The 17466-nt window shown below is 74.4% G+C and carries 16 protein-coding genes; 10 read left to right on the forward strand and 6 right to left on the reverse strand.

Annotated features, from left to right (window positions below; all coding sequences use genetic code 11):
- Both ABZK10_RS11130 and ABZK10_RS11135 read right to left on the reverse strand, forming a co-directional pair.
- Entirely contained in the window at window positions 1-1341 is a 1341-nt protein-coding gene (locus ABZK10_RS11130) for an O-antigen ligase family protein (RefSeq protein ID WP_353809265.1), read from the reverse strand.
- Between the two features lie 37 nt (window positions 1342-1378).
- Complete coding sequence (locus tag ABZK10_RS11135; RefSeq protein ID WP_353809266.1) at window positions 1379-2557, reverse strand: acyl-CoA dehydrogenase family protein; 1179 nt, start codon at window positions 2555-2557, stop codon at window positions 1379-1381.
- Window positions 2558-2709: 152 nt separating this feature from the next.
- Here ABZK10_RS11135 and manA point away from each other — a divergent pair, with 152 nt between their 5' ends.
- Window positions 2710-3960, forward strand: a complete 1251-nt coding sequence (gene manA, locus ABZK10_RS11140; RefSeq protein ID WP_353809267.1) for a mannose-6-phosphate isomerase, class I — start codon at window positions 2710-2712, stop codon at window positions 3958-3960.
- A 60-nt stretch (window positions 3961-4020) separates the two neighbouring features.
- Here manA and ABZK10_RS11145 read toward each other — a convergent pair whose 3' ends face one another.
- A complete protein-coding gene (locus ABZK10_RS11145) occupies window positions 4021-4977 on the reverse strand; it encodes a GlxA family transcriptional regulator (protein ID WP_353809268.1) in 957 nt (318 codons plus the stop codon).
- Window positions 4978-5070: 93 nt separating this feature from the next.
- Here ABZK10_RS11145 and ABZK10_RS11150 point away from each other — a divergent pair, with 93 nt between their 5' ends.
- The 5 genes from ABZK10_RS11150 to ABZK10_RS11170 all read left to right on the forward strand — a co-directional run bounded on the left by ABZK10_RS11150 (window position 5071) and on the right by ABZK10_RS11170 (window position 11331).
- The gene (locus tag ABZK10_RS11150; protein WP_353809269.1) at window positions 5071-5220 is read left to right on the forward strand and encodes a hypothetical protein; all 150 of its coding nucleotides are present in this window, start codon (window positions 5071-5073) and stop codon (window positions 5218-5220) included.
- Window positions 5221-5327: 107 nt separating this feature from the next.
- A complete protein-coding gene (gene galE / locus ABZK10_RS11155) occupies window positions 5328-6290 on the forward strand; it encodes a UDP-glucose 4-epimerase GalE (RefSeq protein ID WP_353809270.1) in 963 nt (320 codons plus the stop codon).
- A gap of 172 nt (window positions 6291-6462) precedes the next feature.
- Window positions 6463-6783, forward strand: a complete 321-nt coding sequence (locus ABZK10_RS11160; RefSeq protein WP_353809271.1) for a WhiB family transcriptional regulator — start codon at window positions 6463-6465, stop codon at window positions 6781-6783.
- Window positions 6784-6865: 82 nt separating this feature from the next.
- Window positions 6866-9889, forward strand: coding sequence for a glycosyltransferase family 2 protein (locus ABZK10_RS11165; protein ID WP_353809272.1), 3024 nt, complete (start codon window positions 6866-6868; stop codon window positions 9887-9889).
- Complete coding sequence (locus ABZK10_RS11170; protein WP_353809273.1) at window positions 9886-11331, forward strand: DUF5719 family protein; 1446 nt, start codon at window positions 9886-9888, stop codon at window positions 11329-11331. The genes ABZK10_RS11165 and ABZK10_RS11170 overlap by 4 nt, the downstream gene beginning before the upstream one ends.
- Before the next feature lie 7 nt (window positions 11332-11338).
- On the opposite strand, the gene ABZK10_RS11175 is transcribed toward ABZK10_RS11170, so the two are convergent.
- Window positions 11339-11785, reverse strand: coding sequence for a hypothetical protein (locus ABZK10_RS11175; protein ID WP_353809274.1), 447 nt, complete (start codon window positions 11783-11785; stop codon window positions 11339-11341).
- A 46-nt stretch (window positions 11786-11831) separates the two neighbouring features.
- Between ABZK10_RS11175 and ABZK10_RS11180 the strand changes: the two genes are divergently transcribed.
- Both ABZK10_RS11180 and ahcY read left to right on the forward strand, forming a co-directional pair.
- Window positions 11832-12065 carry a DUF3499 family protein gene (locus ABZK10_RS11180; protein ID WP_353809275.1) on the forward strand — a complete coding sequence of 78 codons (234 nt, stop codon included), beginning with the start codon at window positions 11832-11834 and terminating at the stop codon, window positions 12063-12065.
- A 48-nt stretch (window positions 12066-12113) separates the two neighbouring features.
- Window positions 12114-13595: an adenosylhomocysteinase gene (gene ahcY, locus ABZK10_RS11185; RefSeq protein ID WP_353809276.1), complete on the forward strand. Its 1482-nt coding sequence runs from the start codon at window positions 12114-12116 to the stop codon at window positions 13593-13595.
- A gap of 33 nt (window positions 13596-13628) precedes the next feature.
- Here the strand turns inward: ahcY and ABZK10_RS11190 are convergent, their stop codons facing one another.
- Window positions 13629-14465, reverse strand: coding sequence for an RDD family protein (locus ABZK10_RS11190; protein ID WP_353809277.1), 837 nt, complete (start codon window positions 14463-14465; stop codon window positions 13629-13631).
- A gap of 17 nt (window positions 14466-14482) precedes the next feature.
- On the opposite strand from ABZK10_RS11190, the gene ABZK10_RS11195 reads away from it, so the two are divergent.
- Window positions 14483-15478, forward strand: coding sequence for a stage II sporulation protein M (locus ABZK10_RS11195; protein ID WP_353809278.1), 996 nt, complete (start codon window positions 14483-14485; stop codon window positions 15476-15478).
- A 16-nt stretch (window positions 15479-15494) separates the two neighbouring features.
- On the opposite strand, the gene ABZK10_RS11200 is transcribed toward ABZK10_RS11195, so the two are convergent.
- Window positions 15495-16067, reverse strand: a complete 573-nt coding sequence (locus ABZK10_RS11200; protein WP_353809279.1) for a winged helix-turn-helix transcriptional regulator — start codon at window positions 16065-16067, stop codon at window positions 15495-15497.
- Window positions 16068-16084: 17 nt separating this feature from the next.
- Between ABZK10_RS11200 and ABZK10_RS11205 the strand changes: the two genes are divergently transcribed.
- The gene (locus ABZK10_RS11205) at window positions 16085-17392 is read left to right on the forward strand and encodes an MFS transporter (RefSeq protein WP_353809280.1); all 1308 of its coding nucleotides are present in this window, start codon (window positions 16085-16087) and stop codon (window positions 17390-17392) included.
- Window positions 17393-17466: the final 74 nt, after the last annotated feature.

The raw sequence follows: 17466 nt of genomic DNA on the forward strand, positions 1-17466 counted from the left end.
CTACGGCATCGGCTCGCCGGCGAACCGGTGCCGCTTGGTCAGGAAGGCGATCGCGACCAGGAGCATCCAGCCGCCCTCGATCAGGATGCGGCTCTCGCCGATGCTCTGGGCGACGAGCGCAGCGACGAGCAGCAGCGGCATGAGCGCGCTCGCCCGGAAGTGGGTGCCGGTGCCGAAGTCGACCCGGGGCCGGTCGACCGCGACGAACCACGAACGCAGGAGGACGCCGAGCACGAGCAGGGCGAAGAGCACGAGGCCGAGGATGCCGAGCTGCATCCACACGTCGAGCCAGGCGTCGTGCGCCTGCAGGTACTCGACGCCGTTGCGCACGGCGAGCCCGTCGTACGGCGGGGTCCAGGGTGCCCAGTAGCCGGTCCAGCCCCAGCCGAGCACGGGCCGCTCGGCGATCAGCCCCCGCACGGAGGCCCAGATGTCGAGGCGGCCGGTCGCGTCGTCGCTGCGGCCCAGGAGTTCGAGGAGGGGCCCCCACGCCGCGATGACGAGCGCGACGGCCGCCGCGAGGGACCCCGCGGCGGTGAGGTAGACGGGCAGGCGCCCGTCGGGCGACCTGCGCCGCGCCCACACCGCGAAGCCGAGTGCGGCGGCGACGACCGCGGCGGCCAGCAGCACGGTCGCCGACCGGGTGAGCGCGAGCACGACGACCGCCAGCACGATCCAGCCGATCGCCCGGTCGCGCCGATAGCCCATCGTGCGCGCCTGGATGCCGAAGAGGACGAGTGCGAGCAGTGCCACCATGCCGAGCAGGTTGCGGTTCGCGACGATCCCCTCGATCGGCCCGCCGGCGAACAGGAGGTCGCGCGACCAGTAGAACGCCGCCGGCACGTCGGCGCCGCCGTAGTCGACGAAGTTCGGCAGCACCGGGCCGCCCGCGAAGATCGCGACCCAGAGTTCGAACAGCAGCGAGAGCACGAGGATCCAGCGCAGCGCGTCCGCGAGCGTGCGCAGGAACTCCGCCCACGTGAGGCAGAGCCCGAGGGCGATGCCCGCGACCGTCGTGCCCGCGAGGATCACGACCATCAGAACGGTGGTCCAGGGGTACGCCGACCAGGCGATCGACAGCGCCGCGAACCCGACGAACGCGAGCACGGTCTTCGGCACGAGCCGCCAGTTCCACGTCGGACGCACGACGACCAGCAGCACGACGGCACCGGCGATGACGGCGCCGGCGACGATGCCGAACCCCCACCAGCCGAGGAGGTTCCGCCAGAACTGGCCGGCGAACGCCGTGAACCAGGCGAGGGTCGCGAACCAGCGGACGGCGGTGCGCAGCCACGGGGGAGACCCGGCGCGCGCGAGGGTGCGGGCGCGCGGGTCGGTCATGTGGTCAAGGGTACCGCCCGCATCGGCGGCACCGCGGTCAGGCGAACGCCGCGCTGCCCGTGATGGCCCGGCCGACGATGAGCGTGTTCATCTCGCGCGTGCCCTCGTAGGAGTAGAGCGCCTCCGCGTCGGCGAAGAACCGCGCCGCGCCGTGCTCGAGCACGATGCCGTTGCCACCCATGGCCTCGCGCGCCCAGGCGACGGTCTCGCGCATGCGGGAGGTGGCATACGACTTGGCGAGCGCGGAGTGCTCGTCGCGCTGCTCGCCGCGGTCGAGCATCTCGGAGACGCGCACGACCATGCCGAGCGACGCCGTGATGTTGCCGAGGCACTTCACGAGCAGGTCCTGCACGAGCTGGTGCGACGCGATCGGGCGGCCGAACTGCTCGCGCGACTTCGCGTACTCGAGCGCCGCCTCGTAGGCGCCGATCGCGACACCCACCGCGCTCCAGGCCACCTCGGCGCGGGTCAGGCGGAGCACCCCGGCCGTCGCGCGGAACGAGTCGGCGCGCTGCAGCCGGAGCCGCTCGGGCACCCGCACGTCCTCGAGCACGATGTCGGCGTTCTGCACCGAGCGGAGGCTGATCTTGCCCTCGATCTTCGACGCCCGGTAGCCGGGGGTGTCCGTGGGCACGATGAATCCCTTGACCTGGCCGTCGGCGACGTCCTTGGCCCAGATGATCGTGATGTCCGAGAAGGTGGCGTTGCCGATCCAGCGCTTCTCGCCGTTCAGCACCCACTCGTCGCCCTCGCGGCGCGCGGTGGTGCGCAGGCCCCGTGCGGAGTCGGAGCCCGACAGCGGCTCGGTGAGCCCGAACGCGCCGATGACCTCGCCCGAGGCGAGCTTCGGGATCCACTCGCGGCGCTGCTCGGGCGAGCCCCCGACCGCGAGCGACCCGGTCGCGAGCCCGTTCTGCACGCCCACGAAGGTGCAGACGGATGCATCGACGCGCGCCAGCTCGAGCGCGACGAACCCGCGGAAGACCGCCGAGTTCTCGAACGGCTTCGTCTCGTCCCAGGAGAACGACAGCACGCCGGTGTCGGCGAGCGGCTTCACGAGCTCCATGGGGAACTCGCCGCGCTCCCAGTGGTCGTCCATGATCGGTCGCACGTCGGCCTCGAGCCAGGCCCGCAGGCCGGCGAGAGCCTCCTGCTCGCGCTCGCTCAGGAGGCTCTCGTAGGCGTAGAAGTCGCTGGCCAGGGGCTCGAGGGTCATGTCGCTCCAGTGCGTCGGAAGTGGGTCGGCACGCGTGCCGGATCGGCGCGCACCCAGGGCGGCGCGCCGACGCGGCACAGCCTAGGTCGGCGCCCGGAGCCGCCCAACACCGTTGGTAGGTTGATGCAGTCGAACCGACGGAGAGGGCGCACATGTTTGTGGCGATCGGCAACACCCCCCGCGACTACGCGTGGGGTTCCCACACGGCGATCGCCGGCCTGCTCGGCACGGAGCCGTCGGGCGGGCCCGAGGCCGAGCTCTGGCTCGGCGCGCACCCCGGGTCGCCCGCGCGCATCCTCGGCGACGCGCCCGAGCAGGCCGCCGACCTGCGGGCGTGGATCTCGGCCGCGCCCGAGCAGGCGCTGGGCGCCGACCTGGCCGGCCACGGCGCACGGCTGCCCTTCCTGCTGAAGGTGCTGGCGGCGGACGCCCCGCTGTCGCTGCAGGCGCACCCCGACCTCGCCCGTGCGCGCGACGGCTTCGCCCGCGAGAACGCGGAGGGCATCCCGGTCGACGCGTTCGACCGCAACTACCGCGACGCGTTCCACAAGCCGGAGCTCATCGTGGCGGTCAGCGACGAGTTCGACGCGCTCTGCGGGTTCCGGCCGCTCGCGGAGGCCCTGGCGATCCTCGACGAGCTGGCCGCGGCGGATGCCGCGGGGGACGACCCCCAGCCGGCCGCGCTCGACCTGCTGCGCGCCCGCCTCGCGGCCGAGGACGGCCTGCGGGAGGCCGTCGAGTGGCTGCTCCGCGACGGGCGCGGCGGCGACACGGGGGAGGTCTCGTGGCTCGTCGAGCGCGTGGTGGCGCTGGCCCCGGCGGCCGCGTCGGCCCCGGACACGCGCTTCGGTGCGGCGTTCCGCACGGTCGGCGACCTCGCGGCGCACTATCCCGGCGACCCGGGCATCGTCATCTCGCTGCTGCTGAACCACGTGACGCTCCGCCGCGGCGAGGCGCTGTACCTGCCCGCGGGCAACATGCACGCGTACCTCCGCGGCCTCGGCATCGAGCTGATGGCCGAGAGCGACAACGTGCTGCGCGGCGGGCTCACGCCGAAGCACATCGACATCGGGGAACTCGTCGACGTGCTCGACTTCTCGCCGCTGCCGGTGCCGTACCTGCGGCCGGACCACCCGGGAGCGGGGGTCGAGACCTTCCGTCCCGACGTGCCCGACTTCGTGCTGCACCGCATCGAGGCGGCGGATGCCCCGGGCACGCCGATCCCGCTGGACGGCCCGGCGATCGCGATCTGCACGGGTGGGGGCGCGACGGTCTCGGGCGGCCGAGGGTACGTGACGCTGCTCCGCGGCGCGAGCGTCTACGTCACCCCCGACGAGGGCCCGCTGACGGTCTCCGGCGACGGAGAGGTGTTCCTCGCGACGGTGGGCGCCGGCTACGCCTGACGGCTGCCCGGACGGCGCGCGCGGCGTGCGGCTGCGCCCGGAGGCATCCGCCCGTCGTGCTCAGGATGCGATGCGCTGCGTGAAGGTGCGGCGGTAGGCCGTCGGGGTGGTCTGCAGCACCTTCACGAAGTGGTGCCGCATGACCGCGGCCGCGCCGAACCCGGTGTCGCGCGCGATCTCCTCGAGCGTGAGGTCGCTCGTCTCGAGCAGCTGCTGCGCGCGGAGGAGGCGCTGGCGGTTCAGCCACGCGGTCGGCGTGGTGCCGGTCGCGGCGCGGAACCGCCGGGCGAACGTGCGCGGCGACATGAGTGCGCGCCGCGCGAGCACCTCGACCGAGAGGTCCTCGTCGAGGTGCTCGAGCATCCAGTCGGTGACCTCGGCCAGGGAGTCCGCGCGCACCTCGGGCACCGGCTGCTGCACGAACTGCGACTGGCCGCCGTCGCGCTGCGGCGGCACGACCATGCGGCGGGCGACGATGTTCGCCGCTCCCGCGCCGAGCTCGGTGCGGACGATGTGCAGGGCCGCGTCGATGCCGGCCGCGGTGCCGGCGCCCGTGACCACCCGGCCGTCCTGCACGAAGAGCACGTCGGGGTCGACCTGCGTGCGCGGGTACCGCTGCTGGAGCGCGTCGGTGTACATCCAGTGCGTGGTGCAGCGCCGGCCGTCGAGCACGCCCGCCTGCGCCAGCGTGAAGGCGCCGCTGCAGACCGAGAGCACCCAGGCGCCCCGGTCGACGGCCTCGCGGATGACGCGGAGCACCTCGGGGTGCGTGGGGGAGTCGACGATGGAGGCGGGCACGGCGACGAGGTCGGCGGTCTCGGCGAAGGAGAGGTCCTCCTCGACGACGAGGCCGAACCCGAGCTTGGTGGGCAGCGGGCCCGGCTCGGCGGCGACGACGTGGAAGTCGAACGTGGGCCCGCCCTGTTCGGTGCGGTCGATGCCGAAGACCTCGCAGATGACGCCGAACTCGAACGGCGCGAGCTGGGGGAGGGCGATGCAGGCGACGGTCTGGAGCATGTCGGCCCCTCTCGTGGATCGTGGCAGGAATGTGCCGATGCATGTCAATCCTGCCACTGGTGGCACGATCTGGCAATCCGTAGATTTTCTGCCATGACCATTCTCTTCATCCTCATCCTCGCCGCGGTGGCCGCGTGGGGCGTCGTCGAGACGCTCCGGGGGATCGACGGCGACGGTTACGGCCGCCCCGAGATCCGCAACCGCATCCGCCACGTCGAGCGTCGCGCCACGCCCCGGATCTGATTCCGGCCGGCCGGCCCACGCCGGTCGCCCCTCACCGCCCCGTGCGCGAGCCGGTCCGTCGATAGAGTGTCGACGGGCCGGCTCGAGCCGGTCCGGGAGGAGTGGACGTGAACTGGTTGGTGACCGGCGGTGCCGGGTACATCGGGGCGCACGTGGTGCGCGCACTCGTCGCGGAGGGGCTCGGCACCGTGGTGCTCGACGACCTGTCCTCCGGGCGCCGCGGCTTCGTCCCCGAGGGGGTGCCGCTCGTGCACGGATCGATCCTCGACGGCCCCATCGTCGACCGCACGCTCCGCGAGTACGAGATCGCGGGCGTCATCCACGTCGCCGGGTTCAAGTACGCGGGCGTCTCGGTGCAGCAGCCCCTGCACACCTATCGCCAGAACGTCACCGGAACGGCGACGCTGCTCGCCGCCATGCAGGAGCACGGCGTGGACCGCGTCGTCTTCTCCTCGAGCGCTGCGGTCTACGGCACCCCCGACGTCGACCTCGTCACCGAGGACACGCCGAAGTCGCCGGAGTCGCCGTACGGCGAATCGAAGCTGATCGGCGAGTGGATGCTGCGCGACCAGGGCGTCGCCACGGGCCTGCGGCACACCTCGCTGCGCTACTTCAACGTCGTCGGCTCCGGCACGCCGGACGTCTACGACGTGAGCCCGCACAACCTGTTCCCGCTCGTGTTCGACGCGCTGCTCGAGGGGCGGACGCCGCGCATCAACGGCGACGACTACCCGACGCCCGACGGCACGTGCGTGCGCGACTACCTGCACGTCGCCGACCTCGCCGCGGCCCACGTCGTCGCCGCGAAGCGCCTCGCCGACGGCGCGGCCATCGAGCCCGTGTACAACCTCGGGTCCGGCGACGGCGTGTCCGTCGGCGAGATCATGCGGGCGATGGCCGAGGTCACGGGCATCGACTTCACCCCCGAGATCGCGCCGCGCCGGCCGGGGGATCCCGCCAGGATCGTCGCCTCGGGCGACCTCGCCGCGCGCGACCTCGACTGGCGCATGCGCCACACCCTCGCCGAGATGGTCGCGAGCGCCTGGGAGGCGCGTCGCGCGGCCGCCTGACGGCCGTCGATCGGGTCACGATTCGACCCGTGCGGCGTGTCGCGGGCCCCGCCTCACCCTCGATGCGTGGTTGAGGGTTTAGCATCCGCGACTTGACGCGCGTGAACTACACGAGTGTAATTACTCGTGACGCGGCGACACGCCGAGTCGGTACAACTGGGTGGGAGACGATATGGCTGTTCCTGAGTATCGTTCTGGCGTACCGGACGACTGGTTCATCGACCCCGTGCGACTCGGGGTCCCGGGGGTTCGTGCACAGACCGACGACGACAATCCGCTCTCCTGGCAGACGGATGCGCTCTGCGCGCAGACCGATCCCGAGGCGTTCTTCCCCGAGAAGGGCGGCTCGACGCGCGACGCCAAGAAGATCTGCACCACGTGCGAGGTGCGCTCGCAGTGCCTCGAGTACGCGCTCGAGAACGACGAGCGCTTCGGCATCTGGGGCGGCCTCTCCGAGCGCGAGCGGCGCAAGCTGCGGCGACGCGCGGTCTGAGCAGCGCGACGACGCGCGCCCCGATCGGGGCGCGCCGGGCGGTTGAGCGGCGTCCGCGCCGGGCCGACCTAGGCTGAGCGCGATGATCCCGAGTGTCACCGCCGTCCTCGTCGTCCACGGCGAGGCACCGCACCTCGAGCGGACGCTCGAGGCCGTCCGCGCCCAGCGGCGCGCGGTCGACGGGCTCGCCGTGGTCGCCTGCCGGGCGACGGATGCCGCGCTGTCGCGCATCGAGGCCGCAGGCCCCGACCACATCGTCACCAGCGCGCAGGAGCTCGCCTTCGGCGCAGCCGTGCGCGAGGGCGTCCGCGTCCTGCCCGACGGCAGTGAGGACGACATGCTCTGGCTGCTGGCGGACGGCACCGCGCCCGCCCCGGGAAGCCTCGACGCACTGGTCGCGGAACTCGAGACCGCGCCCTCGGTGGTCGTCGCCGCGCCGAAGCTGGTGCACTGGCACGAGCCGGACCGCATCGCCTCGATGGGCGAGTCGATGACCCGGCTAGGCGCCGCGGTGGACCTCGTGGGGGACGAACTCGACCAGGGTCAGCACGACGGCATGAGCGACGTCATCGGCGCCTCGTCGCGCGCGCTCCTCGTGCGGCGCTCGACCTGGCGCGACCTCGACGGGTTCGATCCGGCGCTGCCGTGGCTCGACGACGGGCTCGACCTCGGGGTGCGCGCCCGGCTCGCCGGCGGCCGGGTCGCCGTCGTGCCCGCGGCCGCCGTACGCGTCGCGGAGCGCGAGCTCCCGGGCGGTGGCGCGACCGGAGCCGTCGCCCGTCGCCGCGCGCACCGCGTGCGTCGATCGGCGCAGCTGCACCGCCGGTTCGCCTACGCGCCCGCGCCGATGCTGCCCGTGCACTGGATCGCCCTGCTCCCGCTCGCGGTGCTGCGCTCGGCCTGGCACCTGCTGACGAAGGCGCCGGGCGCGATCCCCGGCGAGTGGTCCGCCACCGCGCGGGCGCTGGTCGCGTTCGTCCCCGTCGCGGCGTCCCGGCGTCGCATCCGAGCCCACCGGTCCGCCCGCTGGAGCGCGATCGCGCCGCTGCGCGTGCCGCCCGACGAACTGCGGCGACGTCGCGCCCAGGAGCGCGACGCGCGCCGCGTCCGCGCGCGCGGGACGCGCGAGGAGGTCCAGTTCATCGCCGGGGGCGGAGGCTGGACGCTGCTCGTGGCCGTGCTGGCGTCGATCGGCCTGTTCACCGTGCTCGTCGGCGCGCGCGGGCTGGCCGGGGGCGGCCTCCTGCCGCTCGCGCCGCGTGTCGGCGAGCTCTGGTCGTCGGCCGGCTACGGCTGGCGCGACGTCGGCACGGGGTTCGTCGGCGCTGCCGACCCGTTCGCGAGCGTGCTCGCGCTGCTCGGCAGCGTCACGCCGTGGTCGCCGTCGTTCGCGATGGTGCTGCTCTGGGTGGCGGCGATCCCGCTGGCGGCGGTCGGCGCGTGGTATGCGGCCGCACGCCTGACCGATCGCGCCGGCATCCGGGCGGTCGTCGCGCTCGCCTGGGCGGTCGCGCCGCCCCTGGTCGTCGCGCTCGGCGAGGGGCGCCCCGGCGCCGTGCTCGCGCACGTGCTGCTGCCGTGGCTGGTCTGGTCGATGCTCGCCGCCATGCGCTCCTGGCCCGCCTCCGCCGCGTCGGCACTGCTGTTCGCCGCCGTCATCGCGTGCGCGCCCTCGCTGGCGCCCGCGCTCGTGCTCGGCTGGCTCGCGGCCGTGGTCGCCACGCGGCATCCGCTCCGGTACCTCGGCATCCCGGTGCCGGCGCTCGTGCTGGCCGCGCCGCTCGTGATCGACCAGGTCGCGCGCGGCACCGCCCTCGGGCTGCTCGCCGACCCCGGCCTGCCCGTGTCGTCGGGCCCGACCGGGGGCGCGGCCCTGTTGTTCGCGTTCCCCGCCGACGCCTACGCCGCCTGGGCGGAGCCCGTGGCCGCGCTCGCCGGTGCCGCGGTGCCGCCGTGGCTGCCGGTCGCCGTGCTGCTCGCGCCGCTCGGGCTGCTCGCCGCGGCCGCGCTGTTCGTGCGCGGGGCGCGGGCCGGGCTCGGTGCGCTCGCCGTCGCGCTGGCCGGGTTCGTCACGGCGGCGCTGGCCGGTCAGATCGCGATCGCGACCGCGGGCGAGGAGGCGGTGCGGGTGTGGACCGGCGCCGGCCTCAGCCTCTACTGGCTCGGCCTGCTCGGGGCGCTGCTCGTCACGCTTCGCGCGATGGGCCGGTACTCCGCCGTGCCCGGCTCGCTCGCGCTGCTCGGCGCGGCCGTGGCCGTGCTGCCGATCGGCATCGCGATCGCGACCGGTTCGGCCGCGTTGCAGGAATCGGAGGAACGGACGGTCCCGGCGTTCGTCCAGGCGGCGGCGGCCGAGGACCCGCGGGTCGCCACCCTCCGCCTCGTGCCGCAGGAGGGCGGCGGGTTGCGCGCGGTGCTGGAGCACGGCGCGGGCACGACCCTGAACGACCAGTCGACGCTCGCCGCGACGGCGGAGGACCTCGATCCCGACCAGCTGGCGCTCGCGGAGCTGGCGGGCAACCTCGCGAGCCGCACCGGGTACGACACCACCGCGGGGCTCGACCGGTTCGGCATCCGGTTCGTGCTGCTCGCCCCGCCCGCCATCGAGGCGACGCGCGCGCAGACCACGGCCGAGCGCGCGGAGATCGCGCTCGACGACAACGCGGCGCTCGTACCGGTGGGCGACACCGACTTCGGCCGGCTGTACCGCTACGACGCGGCCGAGGCGGGTGCCCCGGCGACCGCGGTTCCGGCGGACGCCGGCGGGTGGTGGGCCGTCTGGGTCGACGTGGTGCAGCTGGTCGTCGTGCTCGGCACCCTGCTGCTGGCGATCCCCGTCGGCGCGGGGCGCGAGCGCGGCCGACGTCGTCCGGTCGCGCCGCCGCTCGTCGACGCCGTGGTGCACGCCGACGCGGAGGCCGAGCGCGACGCCGAGGCGGCCGACGCGGCGGAGGCGGAGCGGGACGGCGCGGGCGACGGGACGCCGGACGGCGCGGGCGACGAGGCGACCGCCCCGGGGCCCACCGGCAGGGCGCCCGATGGCGCGCCGGCCGAGGACGCCGACGCCGCAGACGACGCCCGCGGACGCGAGGGGGGAGACGCATGAGCACCGCACGGACCGTCGCGCTCGTCGGCGCACGCGTGGGCGGCGGCGTCCTCGCGCTCGCCGCCGGCGCCGCCGTGGTGGGCGTCGCCGCGTTCGGCCCCCTGCCCGAGGTGGTCGCGCCCTCGCCCTCGGTGCGCGTGCTGCCCGCCGATGCGCAGGAGGTGCGCGCGTGCGCGGGACCGCTCGTCGCGCTCGCGGAGGACGCCGCCGAGGCGACCTCGGCGACCGCACTCGGCGCGCCGTCGATCGTGTCGGGCGCGCTGCCGGCCGATGCCGGCGCCGACGCCGATGCCGAGGTCGAGACCGGCGTCGCCGACGCGCCCGACATCGCCGGTGCCGACGCGGTCGGAGGCGTGGCGTGGTTCTCGACCGCACCGGGTGCCGTCGAGCCGGGCATGCTCGCGGCCGCGTCGTCCCAGCGCGTCGCCTCCGAGCGGGTCGCCGGGTTCGCCGCAGCGTCGTGCACCGAGCCCGTTGCCGAGGCCTGGCTCGTCGGCGGATCGGTGTCGGTCGGACGCACCACCGTGCTGTCGCTCGTCAACGTGGGCGATGTCGCGGCGACGGTGCGGCTCGAGGTCTCGTCCGAGCTCGGCGCGGTGGTGGGCACGGCATCGGTCGTGGTCGCCCCGGGGACCCAGCGCCTGCTGCCGCTCGCGGGCATCGCGCCCGACGCGCGCTCGCCGGTGGTGCACGTCCTGAGCGCGGGCGGCCGCGTGGTGCCGACCCTGCAGCAGAGCGTGGTGCGCGGGCTCGATCCCGACGGCGTGGAGATCGTCGGCGCCGGTCAGGCGCCCGCGACCGAGCTCGTGATCCCGGGCGTCGCACCGGGCATGGCCACCGACGCCGACCCCGACCACGCGGCCGACGACGACGCGGCGTCGATCGTGCGCGTGCTCGCCCCGGGAGCGGACGATGGTGCCGCCTCGGTGACGTTCCAGGCCGCCGACGGCACCACGCTGGCGGCCGTGGAACTGCAGCTGCGCGGGGGACTCGTGGCCGACGTGCCGATGCCGGCGCTGTCCGGCGAGCGGGTCGACGTGCGCGTGCGGTCGGACGTGCCGGTCGTCGCTGCCGCCCGGTCGACCGCCGGCGACCCCGACGGCGACGCCGGGAGCGACCTGGCGTGGTACGCCGCGGCGCCCGCCCTCGGCGAGGACGCGTCGGTCGCCGTCGCGCCGGGCCCGTCGCCGACGCTGGTGCTCGTGAACGACGACGATGCACGCGAGGTGCGCCTCGTCGACGTGGCGGGCGGGGAGCGCACGGTCGCGCTGCCGGAGGGCGGATCCGCGGCCGTGGCCGTCTCGCCGGGGGACGTGCTCCGCATCGAGGACGCGGTCGGGGTGCGCGCGGCCGTCACCTACCTCGACGCCACCGAGGCGTCGTCGTACGCGGTCCTGCCGCCCGGTGCGCTGGACGCGCCGATCCGCGTCTACCCGCGATGAGCGGCCGTCAGAACCCGCGGTAGCGGTTCGGCGCGAGCTCCCAGGGGTCCATGTCGAGCAGTTCGCCCACGGCACGGAACACGCAGCTCTCGATGAGCATGCGCTCGTGCAGGTCGTCGACGTCCTCCGCGTGGGCGAAGCGCACGATGGGCAGCCGGTAGAGCACGATGCGGCGCGCATCGTGGTCGACCTTCCAGCGGTCGACGTGGTCGTCGTGGATGGCCTCGGCGGGCGCCTGCGCGATCTCGAAGCTCGCGCCGGCCAGCTCGTCGGGCCAGAGTCCGCGCAGGTACGAGGCGGTCGTCGAGACGATCAGCTCGAAGTCGCCCTCGCGGGTGCGCAGCATGGGCAGGTGCGGCCCCGCGACCGACGAGCGCAGCCCGCGCCCGTGGCGGTTGCGGGCCGACCGCCTGGGCGACGGCGGAACCGCGGTGCGGCGGCGGGGTCGTGGCATGTCGCAATCCTAATGTCGCCCGCGGTGTCGCTACGCTGGATCCGCCATGGACCGCACCTGCTCGCGCATCGCCTGCACCGCCCCGGCGGTCGCGACGCTCACCTACGTCTACGCCGACCAGATGGCCGTGCTCGGTCCGCTCGCGGTGTCGGCCGAGCCGCACTGCTACGACCTGTGCGCACGGCACGCCGAACGCACCTCGGCACCGCAGGGCTGGCAGGTCGTGCGGCACGCGGTGCTCGGGGACGGACTCGTCGGCGAGCGGGGCGCCCCGGCCTGACGCCGACCGCCCGCGTCACCCGCGGCGCCGGGCTGCGAGAATGGTGCCATGAGCACCCTCTCCGACACCGCCGCACTGCCGTTCAAGGTCGCCGACCTGTCGCTGGCGCCCGCCGGTCGCCACCAGATCCGACTGGCCGAGAACGAGATGCCCGGGCTGATGGCCCTCCGCGAGGAGTTCGGCCCGTCGCAGCCCCTCGCCGGCGCCCGCATCGCGGGGAGCCTGCACATGACGGTGCAGACCGCGGTGCTCATCGAGACGCTCGTCGCGCTCGGCGCCCGCGTGCGGTGGGCCAGCTGCAACATCTTCTCCACGCAGGACGAGGCGGCCGCCGCGGTCGTGGTGGGCCCCGCCGGCACGGTCGACGCGCCCGCCGGCGTACCGGTCTTCGCCTGGAAGGGCGAGACGCTCGAGGAGTACTGGTGGTGCACCGACCGCATCTTCGACTGGAGCGCCGAGGCGGCGTCGGAGGGCGTGGACCGGACCGGACCGAACCTGATCCTCGACGACGGCGGCGACGCGACCCTCCTGGTACACCAGGGCCGCGAGTTCGAGGCGTCCGGTGCCGTGCCCGAGGCGGGCGACGACGCGAGTGCCGAGTACCGGGTCGTGCTCGACACCCTCCGTGCGTCCCTCGAGCGCGACGCCGGCCGCTGGACGCGGGTCGCCGACGGCCTCCTCGGCGTCACCGAGGAGACCACGACCGGCGTGCACCGGCTGTACGAGCTGCACGCCGCGGGGGAGCTGCTGTTCCCCGCCATCAACGTCAACGACTCGGTCACGAAGTCGAAGTTCGACAACAAGTACGGCATCCGCCACTCGCTGCCCGACGGGCTGAACCGCGCCACCGACGTGCTCATGGGCGGCAAGGTGGCGTTCGTGGCGGGCTACGGCGACGTCGGCAAGGGCGCCGCCGAGGCGCTGCGCGGCCAGGGCGCGCGCGTGATCGTGAGCGAGATCGACCCGATCAACGCCCTGCAGGCGGCCATGGACGGCTTCGAGGTCAAGCGCCTCGAGACCGTCGCCGGCGAGATCGACATCCTCGTCACGGGCACCGGCAACAAGGACGTCGTGCGCGTCGAGCACCTGCTGGCCCTGAAGCACCTCGCGGTGGTCGCGAACGTCGGGCACTTCGACAACGAGATCGACATGGCGGGCCTCGAGTCGCTGGCGGGCGCCGAGCGGGTCGAGATCAAGCCGCAGGTGCACGAGTGGCGGCTGCCGAACGGGCGCAGCGTGCTGGTGCTGAGCGAGGGCCGCCTGATGAACCTCGGGAACGCCACGGGGCATCCGTCGTTCGTCATGAGCAACTCGTTCACGAACCAGGTGCTCGCGCAGCTGGAGCTCTACACCCGCACCGACGCGTACCCGACGGGCGTGTACGTGCTGCCCAAGCACCTCGACGAGAAGGTGGCCCGACTGCACCTCGGCGCGCTCGGCGTGGAGCTCACCGAGCTCACGCCCGAGCAGGCGGCGTACATCGGCGTGCCGGTCGACGGGCCGTACAAGGTCGACCACTACCGGTACTGACCGCGGGCGGATGCCGCGCGGCGGCGTCCGCGCTCAGCGCGCCGGGAACCCGTTCGGCGTGCCGTCGAGCACCGGGGCGAGGGCGCGCATGCGTTCGGCCTCGAGCTCCAGGGCGACCGCGTCGCGGTGGCGGCGCACGGCGACGACGCCCGCGAGCAGCGCCTCGGGGTGCACCTGCGGGACGGGGGCGACGTAGGGTTCGACCTCGCGGGCCAGCGCGGTCGCGAGGCGATCGCGGCTCGCGGGCGCGAGGTGCGGCGCCTGGGAGAGGAACTGCGCGATGCGCCGCGCGAGCGGGTCGGGGAGCCGGGCGACGTCGGCCGTGCGCGCCCAGTCGGCCAGCTCGGGCGGCAGCTGCGTCACGGCGCGGGGCACCGCCGGCACCCGCTCGGCCTGTGCGTGCGTGCCGGCGAGGATGTCGCCGAGCCGCTTGCCCTGCGCGTTGAGGAAGCCGACCGTGAGGGCGAGGCCGCCGAAGGTCAGGTAGATCTCGAGCACGCCGACGAGCGCGCGCACGAACGCGTGGCGCGCCTGGATGGCGCCGCCGTCGTCGCGCACGACGCGTGCGCCGATGGCGAGCTTGCCGAGCGAGCGGCCCGAGCTCGCGGTCTCCACCACGGTCGGCACGATGACGAGGAAGGTCGCGAGGATGCCCACGCCGACCGCCTGGCCCAGCGCCGTGTCGAGCGCGATCGCGGTGACGTTCGCCGCCGCGACGAACGTGAGCAGCGCGGCGAGCACGGTCGCGACCACGTCGATCGCGGCACCTCCCGCGCGCAGGAACACGCTGGCCGTGCGGACGTCGAGGGCGACCGCCTCGCCGACGACGTAGGCGTCGCCCGGGGCGTCCGGATCGGGCTCGGCGGGCATGGGTAGTATTCAAGCAGATGGACCTCGACGCCCTGGCCGCCGCCCGCCGCACCGAGTGGGAGCGGCTCGACGCGCTCGCCCGGCAGCGCCGGCTCGACGGGGCGGAGGCCGACGAGCTCATCGCCCGGTACCAGGCGGGCGCCGCCGACCTGTCCGCGCTGCAGTCGACGGCGGGGGACACGGCGCTGGGTGCGCGGCTCTCGGTCGCGCTGTCCCGTGCGCGCATCCGCTTCACCGGCACCGGCACGAACCTGTTCGCGCGCGTGCCCGAGTTCGCGGTGGTGCAGCTGCCGGCGGCCCTGTACCGGGTGCGCTGGCTGACCCTCGCGATCGCGCTCGCGACCTTCGCCGTGGCCGGGCTGTTCGCCGGTTGGGCGTCGGCGGACCCGCGCGTGCTGGCGTCGCTCGGCACCGACGAGCAGTTCGCGCAGCTCGCGCGCGAGGACTTCGTCGACTACTACTCGGAGAACCCCGCGGCCTCGTTCACCGGGCTGGTCTGGACCAACAACGCCTGGATCGCGGCCCAGTGCATCGCCTTCGGCATCACGGGCGTGTTCGTGCCGTACGTCATCCTGCAGAACGCGCAGAACCTCGGCGTCACCGCCGCGGTGATGTTCGCGTACGGCGAGGGCGACACCTTCTTCGCCTACATCGCGCCGCACGGCCTGCTCGAGCTGACGGCCGTGTTCGTGGCCGCCGCGGCGGGCCTGCGCATCTTCTGGTCGTGGGTCGCACCCGGGCGCCGCACGCGCGCGCAGGCGCTCGCCGAGGACGGTCGCGCGCTGTTCTCGATCGCACTCGGGCTCGTGGTCGTGCTGCTCGTCTCGGGCGTGATCGAGGGGTTCGTGACGCCCGCGCCGTGGCCCTGGCCGGTGAAGGTCGGCATCGGCGTGCTCGCGCTGGGCGCGTTCCTCGCCTACATGCTGGTGCTCGGGGGCAGGGCCGTGCGCGCCGGGCAGACCGGCGACCTCGACGAGTCGGAGGCCGGGGCGCGCACGATCGTCGCCGGCTGATCGGCCGAGCGCCTCCTCAGCCCTGGTTGGCGCGATCGGGGTGCACCGCGACGAAGACCGACACCGCGTCGCCGTCGGGGGCGCTCGGCCGGTCGGCGAACTCCTGCAGCAGTGCGCCCATGCGCTGCCGCAGCTCCTCGAGCTCGGCGGGCGCCAGTCTGAGACCGAGTCGGGCGAGCCCCAGCTCCTCGTCGTCGAGCCCCTCGATCTCCTCGAGGAACGCCTCGACGAGCACGCGTGCGCCGCCGGTGAGCGGATGCCGCCAGCTGAGCCGGGTCGCGAGGTAGGGCACCTCCCGTGCCGGGCGCCCGTCGTCCGCGGCATCCGCCCGTCGCAGGAACCCGGTCGCCACGAGCGTGCGCACGTGGTGCAGGCAGGTGCCCGGGTTCAGCCCGAGGCGCTCGGCGATCTCGCGGTTGGTGTGCGGCTCGTGCAGGCAGATGCGCAGGATGCGCAGTCGCAGGGGGGAGGCGAGCGCCTTCGCGCGGGCGTGGGCGAGCGCCTCGGCGTCGCCCGTGCCGGGCGCGTCGTCGGCGTCGGGCGCGCTGCCGGAGGCATCCGCCGCTTCTGATTGACTTTTCTCAATCACACCTCGATGCTAGTGCCGTGAGCACCGACACCACCACCTCCGCGACGCCGGACGCCGCGGACCCCGGCCCCTCGCTCTGGCGCGACCGCGACTTCCTCCGGCTCTGGGCCGGCCAGACCGTCAGCCAGTTCGGCGCGCAGCTCGCGCACGTCGCGATCCCCGTGCTCGCCATCGTGCTGCTCGGCGCGAGCGAGTTCGAGGTGGGGCTGCTGAGCGCGGCCGACACGGCCGCGTTCCTGGTCGTCGGGCTGCCCGCCGGCGCCTGGATCGACCGCATGCGCAAGCGCCGGGTCATGATCGTCGCCGACCTCGTCCGCGCGCTGGCGCTCGCCGCGATCCCCGCGCTCTGGGCGCTCGACGCGCTCGAGATGTGGCACGTCTACCTGGTCGGCCTCGTGATCGGCACCGCGACCGTGTTCTTCGACGTGTCGTACCAGTCGGTCATCCCGGTGCTGGTGCGCCGCCCCCGCATCGGCGAGGCGAACGCGAAGCTCGAGGCGAGCGCCCAGGTCGCCCGCATCGGCGGGCCGGCGATCGGCGGCGGACTGCTCGCGCTGGTCTCGGCCCCGTTCGTGATCCTCGGCACCGCGATCGGGTACCTCGTGTCGTTCGCGTTCCTGCTCGGCATCCGCGCCGACGAGACGCCGAAGCCGCGCACGCCCGGCGTCGGCCTCGTCGCCGAGATCCGCGAGGGGCTGTCGTTCGTCTGGCACCACCGCCTCATCCGGCGGATCACGCTGAACACCGCGCTGGCGAACTTCTTCGGCACGCTCTCGATGACCCTCGTCAGCCTGCTCGTGCTGCGCGAGCTCGGCCTCACGCCGGCGGTGCTCGGCCTCGTGCTCTCCATCGGGTCGGCCGGCGGGCTGCTGGGCGCGCTCGCGACCCCGTGGCTCACGCGCCGGCTCGGCGAGGGCACGGTCATCCCCGCATCGACCGTGATGTTCGGGTTGTCGGCCTGCCTCGTACCGCTGACGGCCGCCGTGCCGCAGTTCGCCGTGCCGCTGCTCATCGTCGCCGAGCTCGGCTTCTCGTTCTCGGTGCTCGTCTACAACATCGCCCAGGTGAGCTTCCGCCAGCGCGTCACCCCGCACCACCTGCTCGGCCGCATGAACGCGTCGATCCGGTTCGTCGTGTGGGGCGTCATGCCGATCTCGAGCCTCATCGCGGGCGCGCTCGCGAGCGTCATCGGGGTCGTGCCGACCATGTGGGTCGGCGCGATCTGCCAGCTGCTCGCCGGCGCCGTGGTGGTCTTCTCGCCGTTCCGCGGCATGCGCACGCTGCCCGACGCCGACGAGGAGGTCGGCGCCGCACCGGAGGCCTGAGCCCGTCCCCGCCCGCGACGGGTGGCGGCGGCCGCGGGACCTCCGGCCATTGCCGGTGCGGGCGCTCCGGTCGT

Source organism: Agromyces sp. SYSU T00194, from assembly GCF_040496035.1.
Lineage (GTDB): Bacteria > Actinomycetota > Actinomycetes > Actinomycetales > Microbacteriaceae > Agromyces > Agromyces chitinivorans.